Genomic DNA, 6,908 nt, shown 5'->3' on the forward strand with positions numbered 1-6,908 from the left:
GGTGCGGCGGCCTGTTCCCGGGCGGCGGGCTGCTCTACCGTCACCATGGGCCCACCGCCCACAGGTTCACCGGTCGACCCGGTCAGGAGACACGCATGCGGATGCTGATCAACAGTCCCGAGACCGTCGTCGCCGACGCCCTGCGCGGGATGGCGGCCGCCCATCCCGAGCTGGACGTCGACGTGGAGCGGCGGGTCGTCGTACGGCGCGACGCCCGGGACGGGGGCCGGGTCGGGCTGGTGTCCGGGGGCGGGTCGGGGCACGAGCCGCTGCACGCCGGGTTCGTCGGGTACGGGATGCTGTCGGCCGCGTGCCCCGGAGAGGTGTTCACCTCGCCCGTGCCCGACCAGGTGCTGCGGGCGGCCGCGGCCGTGGACTCCGGTCAGGGGGTGCTCTTCATCGTCAAGAACTACACCGGGGACGTGCTGAACTTCGAGATGGCCGCCGAACTCGCCGAGGAGGACGGCCTGCGGGTGGAGCGCGTGCTCGTCGACGACGACGTGGCCGTCACCGACAGCCTGTACACGGCGGGGCGGCGCGGCACCGGGGCGACCCTGTTCGTCGAGAGGATCGCCGGCGCCGCCGCCGAGGAGGGCGCCCCGCTGGAACGGGTCGCGGAGCTCGCCCGGCGCGTCAACGCGGCCTCGCGGAGCTTCGGGGTGGCGCTCGGCGCGTGCACGACTCCGGCGAAGGGCAGTGCGACCTTCGAGCTGCCCGACGGTGAGCTGGAGCTGGGCGTCGGCATCCACGGCGAGCCGGGCCGGGAGCGGCGGGCCATGATGCCGGCGCGCGAGATCGCCGAGGTGGCGGTGGGCGCCGTACTGGAGGACCTGGCGCAGGTGGGCCCGGCGGACGGGCCGGTGCTGGCGCTGGTCAACGGGATGGGGGCGACGCCGCTGCTGGAGCTGTACGGCTTCCACGCGGAGGTGGCGCGCGTGCTGGCGGAACGCGGTGTGCCGGTGGCGCGGACGCTGGTCGGCAACTACGTCACGTCGCTGGACATGGCCGGCTGTTCGGTGACGCTGTGCCGCGCGGACGGGGAATTGCTGCGGCTGTGGGACACGCCGGTGCGGACGGCGGCGCTGCGGTGGGGTTGCTGAGAAGGTGGGCGGACACGGTGAGGAGGCTCCATTGCGTGACGCGGAATTCTTCGGGCGCTGGATGAGTGCGGCCGCGGCGGCGGTGGAGCGCGAGGCGGACCGGCTGACCGAGCTGGACTCCCCCATCGGGGACGCCGACCACGGGAGCAATCTGCTGCGCGGGTTCACGGCCGTACGGGCGGCCCTGGAGGCCGAGCCCCCCGCAGCCCCGGGGGCGGTGCTGGCGCTGGCCGGGCGGACGCTGATCTCGACGGTCGGCGGGGCCTCGGGCCCGCTGTACGGAACGCTGCTGCGGCGTACCGGCAAGGAGCTCGGGGACGCCGCCGAGGTCTCCGACGAGGCGCTGCGCAAGGCCCTGTACACGGGGGTGGGCGCGGTGGCCCAGCTGGGCGGGGCGGCTCCGGGGGACAAGACCATGCTGGACGCGCTGGTCCCGGGGGTGGCGGCGCTCACCACCTCCTACCGGGCGGCGGCGGACGCGGCGGAGAACGGGGCGCTCGCGACGGTGCCGATGCAGGCCCGCAAGGGGCGCGCGAGCTACCTCGGGGAGCGGAGCATCGGGCACCAGGATCCGGGGGCCACCTCGTCGGCCCTGCTGCTGGGCGCGCTCGCGGACGTGGCCGAGGCCCAGGACGGGGCGGAGGCCCGGTGAGCGGGCCGGCGGTCGGGATCGTCCTGGTGTCGCACAGCGCGGTGGTCGCGGAGTCCGTGGCGGAGATGGCGCGGGGCCTTGCGGCGGGCGGACCGGTCGTCGCGGTGGCCGCGGCGGGCGGCACCCCGGACGGCGGCCTGGGCACCGACGCGGACCGCATCGCGGCGGCCGCCCGCGAGGTGGACTCCGGCGCGGGGGTCGTGCTCCTGGCGGACCTGGGCAGTTCGGTGCTGACGGTGAAGTCGCTGCTGGTGGAGGACGAGCTCCCGCCGGGGTCACGGCTGCTGGACGCGCCGTTCCTGGAGGGGGCGGTGGCCGCGGTGGTGGCCGCCTCCGCGGGCGCTCCCTTGGACGCGGTGGCGGCGGCGGCCGAGGAGGCGTACACGTACCGCAAGGTCTGACCACCGGCGGGTCGGGGGTCAGGGCAATGCCTGGCGGTACCGGCCCGTCAGCGGCACCGGCCCGTCAGCGGCACCGGCCCGTCAGCGGCACCGGCCCGTCAGCGGCCGCGGCTGCCGCCGCGGAGGGATTCGATCTCGCGGCGGTCGCGCTTCGTCGGACGGCCCGTGCCGCGGTCCCGGACGCCGACCACCTCGGCCTCGATGCGCGTCGGCGCGGGCGGGCTGTTGTCGACGAAGCATTCGGCGGCGACCGGAGCGCCCACCCGCTTCGTCACCGGCCGCTTGACCACGACGATGCGCTCGCGCCCCGCGTGGAACAGCCGTACCTCGTCCCCCGCCCGCACCACCTGCGCCGGCTTCGCGCGCTCCCCGTTGACCTTCACATGGCCCGCCCGGCAGGCGGTCGCCGCGACCGAGCGGGTCTTCGTCAGCCGGACCGACCAGATCCAGACGTCCACCCGGGCGGATCCCGTGGCTCCCGTGGCTCCTGAGGTCCCCGTGGCCCCCGTGGTACCCGCGCCCGTTCCCGTTGCTTCATCAGCCATGCAGAAACTCTAGCCAGCCGGCCCGCCCCGGGCGGAACGTTTATTGGCGGAACCACCAAGGGGCATGGCATCTGCCATGTGTATCAGCCCAAGAGAATTGCAAATGCGGGACATGTGCCCCTACCTTGTCGCTCATGCAGTCCTACACCATCGGACAGGCGGCGCGCCTGCTGGGCGTCAGCCCGGACACCGCCCGCCGCTGGGCCGACGCCGGCCGTGTCGCGACCCACCGCGACGACACCGGCCGGCGACTGATCGACGGCCGCGACCTGGCCGCGTTCTCCGTCGCCGTGGGACAAGGTGCCCACGCCGAGGACGAGGAGCCGTACACCTCGGCCCGCAACGCGTTCCCCGGCATCGTCACCGCCGTCAAGCTCGGAGACGTGGCCGCCCAGGTCGAGATCCAGGCAGGTCCGCACCGCCTGGTCTCCCTGCTCACCCGTGAGGCCGTCGAGGAGCTCGGACTGGAGGTGGGCATGCGGGCCACCGCTCGCGTGAAGTCCACCAGCGTGCACATCGACCGCACCTGACACCCACTCCGGCACCAGCGCACGTCCCCACCCGCTCCGCCCGTCCCGGCGCGGGTCATCACCGCGCGGAACCGGCACCCGGCCGGCCGCCGACCCGACCGAGGAGCACCTGCTCATGTCCCCGATCCTCAGCGGCCGCACCGCCTTCGCCGCCGCGCTGACCGCCGCCCTCCTCGTACCCGCGCTGGCCGCTTGCGGCAGCGACGAGAAGGACACCGGCGCCGCGGAATCCCCCTCGGCGAGCGCCTCCGCCCCGGCCGGGCCCAAGGCCGCGAACCTCACCGTCCTCGCCGCGTCCTCGCTGACCGACGTCTTCAAGACCGCCGGTGCCGCCTACGAGAAGGCGCACCCCGGCACGAAGGTCACCTTCTCCTTCGCCGGCTCCCAGGAACTCGCCGCCCAGGTGAAGCAGGGCGCCCCGGCCGACGCGCTGGTCACCGCCGACACCAAGACCATGGACGGTCTGAAGGCCGAGACCGGCGACCCGGCGGTCATCGCCAAGAACCGTCTGGTCATCGCCGCCGGCAAGGGCAACCCGTTCAAGGTCGACGAGCTGAAGGACCTGGCCGACACCAAGATCAAGGTCGTGCTCGCCGCGCCCGAGGTCCCCGTCGGCCGGTACAGCAAGCAGATCCTCGACGCCCAGAAGATCGAGGTGAAGCCGGTCTCCCAGGAGGCCAACGTGCGCGCCGTGCTGAGCAAGGTCGAGCTCGGCGAGGCCGACGCCGGTCTCGTCTACAAGACCGACACCGTCAAGTCCGGTGACAAGGTCTCCGTCGTGGAGATCCCGGACGCCCAGAACGCCGTGGCCTCCTACCCGGCCGCCACCCTCAAGTCGTCCAAGAACGCCGAGGCCGCCGCCGCCTTCGTGGCCTGGCTGAGCACCCCGGAGGCGCAGAAGATCCTCCAGGACGCGGGCTTCCAGAAGGCGTAACCGGCGCCGCGGCCGACAGGAACGAAGGGACTGCCCGGTCCGGGGGGACGGGCAGTCCCTTTCGCCGTGTCACCCGCGGAAAGCCGCGCGCCGGTCGCGCTCCTGGTAGTTCTCGTACTCCCTCGTACCGCCGTCCCCTTACGCGCACCGCCGTCCCCGTACGCTCCAGCCAGGAACCCACATGAGCAGACACCGCACCCGCACCCGGCCGCCCCTGACCCTGGCGCTGCCCGCGCTGCTCGCCGTCGCGTTCCTGCTGCTGCCCCTCGCCGGCATCCTCGGCCGCACCGAGTGGGGTGAGGTCGGAACCCACCTCACGAGCCCGGGCGTGGTCGAGGCGCTGCGCCTCTCGCTCTTCGTGTCCCTGTGGGCGCTCGGCCTCTCGCTGCTCCTCGGCGTACCACTGGCCTGGCTGCTGGCCCGGGTCCCGTTCAAGGGGAAGGCGTTCGTCCGCTCGCTGGTGCTGCTGCCGATGGTCCTGCCGCCGACCGTCGGCGGCGTCGCGCTGCTGCTGGGCTTCGGCCGGCGCGGACTCCTCGGGCCCTGGCTGGAGGGCACCTTCGGGATCACGCTGCCGTTCCACACGTCAGGGGCCGTCGTCGCGGCCACCTTCGTCGCCATGCCCTTCCTCGTCATCAGTCTGGAAGGTGCGCTCGGCGGCCTCAAGCAGAGCTACGAGGAGACCGCGGCCTCCCTCGGCGCCTCGCCGGTCCGGGTGTTCTTCACCGTGACCCTGCCGATGGTGGCGCCCGGCCTGATCGCGGGCGCCGCGCTGACCTGGGCCCGCGCGCTCGGCGAGTTCGGCGCGACCATCACCTTCGCGGGCAACCTGCCCGGCACCACGCAGACCCTGCCGCTCCAGGTGTACCTGCTGCTCCAGGACGAGCCGGAGGCCGCCACCTCCGTCTCGCTGCTGCTGCTCGTGATCGCCATGGCCGTACTGATCGCCCTGCGCGGCCGCTGGACCGGCACCCCGGCCGCCGCGCGACCCGCCGAGGTGCGGGCGACGGGTCCGGGGCCGGCGTCGGCGGACGAGGCGGCGGCCGCGGTCGCGGACGAGGCGGCGGAGACCGAGCGGACGCCGGCCGGCGCGCTGTCCGCCGACGGCGGCGCAGGCGCTCCGGCCCGAGCCGCGGCCGACCCGCACGACGGCGGCCGCTGGCCGCTCCACGCCGACGTCACCGGCTTCAACGAGCTCACCCTGGACGCCGAGCCCGGCACCACCATCGCCGTCGTCGGCGAGAACGGCGCCGGGAAGACCACCCTGCTGCGCGCCCTGCTCGGACTCACCCCGCGGGCCCACGCCCAACTCCGGCTCGGCGACACCGACGTCACCGCGCTGCCCCCGCACCAGCGCCAGGTGGCCTGGGTCCCGCAGGACGGCGCCCTCTTCCCGCATCTGAGCGCGCTGGCCAACACCGCGTACGGACTGCGCGCCCGCCGGGTGCCGCGCGCCGAGGCCCGCCGCGAGGCGCGGCTGTGGCTGGAACGGCTCGGCGTCGGCCACCTCGCCGCCCGCAAGCCCGCGCAGCTGTCGGGCGGCCAGGCCCAGCGCGTCGCCCTGGCCCGCGCGCTGGCCGCCCGGCCCCGCCTGCTGCTGCTCGACGAACCGCTCGCCGCCCTCGACCAGACCACCCGGGCCCGCGTCCGGCACACCCTGCGCACCCACCTGGCCGGCTTCGGCGGGGTCTGCCTGATCGTCACGCACGACCCGGTCGAGGCGGTCTCGCTGGCCGACCGGGTCCTCGTACTCGCCGACGGACGCACCCTTCAGGACGCCCCGCCGACCGAGGTGACCCGCCACCCCCGCTCCCCCTGGGTGGCCCGGATGCTCGGCCGCAACGCCTGGCCCGGCACCGCCTCGGCCGACGGCCTGGTGCTCCCCACCGGCGGCCGGCTGGTGGTGGCGGAGGCGCTGCCCGAGGGGTCCCAGGCGCTGGCGATCATCGGCCCGGAGGCGGTGTCCGTGCACCGCGACCGCCCGGCCGGCAGTCCGCGCAACGTCTGGGAGGGCTCCGTACGGGAGATCACCGCCGTCGGCAGCCGACTGCGCGTGCTCGTCGCCTCGGCGCAGGCCCCCGATCTGGTGGCGGAGATCACCCCGGAGGCGGCGGCCGAACTGGGCCTGGTCGACGGCTCGAAGGTGTGGACCAGCGTGAAGGCGACCGAGGTCACGCTGGTCGAGCTCTAGAACTCCTCACGACACGTGCCGGACGGCGAGCCAGTCGCCGGGGGCGAAGGCGTCCACTCCGACCAGGGTGCGGCCGGTGCGGGGGGCCGCGACGGACAGGACGCCCTCCGAGCGGGTCGCCGCGAACTCCGGGGCGGCGAGGGTCAGGACGGCGGCGCGTTTGCCGGTGGTGCGGCGGAACTCCGCGAGCAGCCGGTCCGTCAGGGCCGATTCCTTGGCGTCCACGGTGCCCGGCGCATCCGTCCGTACGACGGCCAGCGCGCCCGTCGCCGGCTCCCGGGCGGCCGCGGCCAGGGCCTCGCGCAAGGCCCGCAGCCGGGACAGGCCGCCTCCCGCCAAGGTGGGCACGGCGGTGTCGAGCGCCACGAACCGTACGCCGCGGTGCACGAACGCGAGCCGGTCGGCGCCGGTCAGTACGAAGTCGGCGCCGGGATCGCCCTCCCCGACGGCGAACCGCCAGGGCCGCGCCCGGACCCCGGCCTCGCCGGCCACGATCGGATCCAGGACCACGGGCACCGCGGCGGGTCCAGTGGGCGGGGTCAGGGCGCCGAGCGT

Annotated in this window: 7 protein-coding genes and 1 pseudogene; 6 read left to right on the forward strand and 2 right to left on the reverse strand. The window is 74.9% G+C overall.

The genetic code is table 11. The annotated features are described in order from the left end of the window. Positions 1–95 precede the first annotated feature (95 nt). Genes dhaK through ACS04_RS29340 form a run of 3 tightly spaced genes read left to right on the forward strand, consistent with a single transcriptional unit; the run spans position 96 to position 2,153 of the window. Positions 96–1,100, forward strand: coding sequence for a dihydroxyacetone kinase subunit DhaK (dhaK, locus tag ACS04_RS29330; RefSeq protein WP_048479831.1), 1,005 nt, complete (start codon positions 96–98; stop codon positions 1,098–1,100). 31 nt (positions 1,101–1,131) lie between these two features. Continuing rightward, positions 1,132–1,752 (forward strand): dihydroxyacetone kinase subunit DhaL, encoded by a 621-nt coding sequence (gene dhaL, locus ACS04_RS29335; RefSeq protein WP_209441807.1) that lies wholly within the window; start codon positions 1,132–1,134, stop codon positions 1,750–1,752. After that, entirely contained in the window at positions 1,749–2,153 is a 405-nt protein-coding gene (locus tag ACS04_RS29340) for a PTS-dependent dihydroxyacetone kinase phosphotransferase subunit DhaM (RefSeq protein ID WP_048479832.1), read from the forward strand. Before dhaL ends, ACS04_RS29340 begins: the two co-directional genes overlap by 4 nt. A gap of 98 nt (positions 2,154–2,251) precedes the next feature. Here the strand turns inward: ACS04_RS29340 and ACS04_RS29345 are convergent, their stop codons facing one another. Then, entirely contained in the window at positions 2,252–2,698 is a 447-nt protein-coding gene (locus ACS04_RS29345) for an RNA-binding S4 domain-containing protein (protein ID WP_048479833.1), read from the reverse strand. 134 nt (positions 2,699–2,832) lie between these two features. Between ACS04_RS29345 and ACS04_RS29350 the strand changes: the two genes are divergently transcribed. From ACS04_RS29350 to ACS04_RS29360, 3 genes are all read left to right on the forward strand, one after another. Beyond that, positions 2,833–3,228: a TOBE domain-containing protein gene (locus ACS04_RS29350; protein ID WP_048479834.1), complete on the forward strand. Its 396-nt coding sequence runs from the start codon at positions 2,833–2,835 to the stop codon at positions 3,226–3,228. Positions 3,229–3,343: 115 nt separating this feature from the next. Further along, complete coding sequence (gene modA, locus ACS04_RS29355; protein ID WP_048479835.1) at positions 3,344–4,162, forward strand: molybdate ABC transporter substrate-binding protein; 819 nt, start codon at positions 3,344–3,346, stop codon at positions 4,160–4,162. A 181-nt stretch (positions 4,163–4,343) separates the two neighbouring features. Next, entirely contained in the window at positions 4,344–6,353 is a 2,010-nt protein-coding gene (locus tag ACS04_RS29360; protein WP_048479836.1) for an ABC transporter permease, read from the forward strand. Positions 6,354–6,359: 6 nt separating this feature from the next. Here ACS04_RS29360 and ACS04_RS29365 read toward each other — a convergent pair. Continuing rightward, positions 6,360–6,908, reverse strand: a pseudogene (locus ACS04_RS29365) (hypothetical protein); the annotation flags it as partial.

Origin of the sequence: Streptomyces roseus (assembly GCF_001044425.1) — a bacterium.
In the GTDB taxonomy this organism is placed as follows: Bacteria; Actinomycetota; Actinomycetes; order Streptomycetales; family Streptomycetaceae; genus Streptomyces; species Streptomyces roseus.

Coding starts and splice junctions, on each gene's coding strand:
- modA (WP_048479835.1), top strand. CDS start 3,344: ATGTCCCCGATCCTCAGCGGCCGCACCGCCTTCGCCGCCGCGCTGACC.
- ACS04_RS29350 (WP_048479834.1), top strand. CDS start 2,833: ATGCAGTCCTACACCATCGGACAGGCGGCGCGCCTGCTGGGCGTCAGC.
- ACS04_RS29345 (WP_048479833.1), bottom strand. CDS start 2,698: ATGGCTGATGAAGCAACGGGAACGGGCGCGGGTACCACGGGGGCCACG.
- dhaK (WP_048479831.1), top strand. CDS start 96: ATGCGGATGCTGATCAACAGTCCCGAGACCGTCGTCGCCGACGCCCTG.
- ACS04_RS29360 (WP_048479836.1), top strand. CDS start 4,344: ATGAGCAGACACCGCACCCGCACCCGGCCGCCCCTGACCCTGGCGCTG.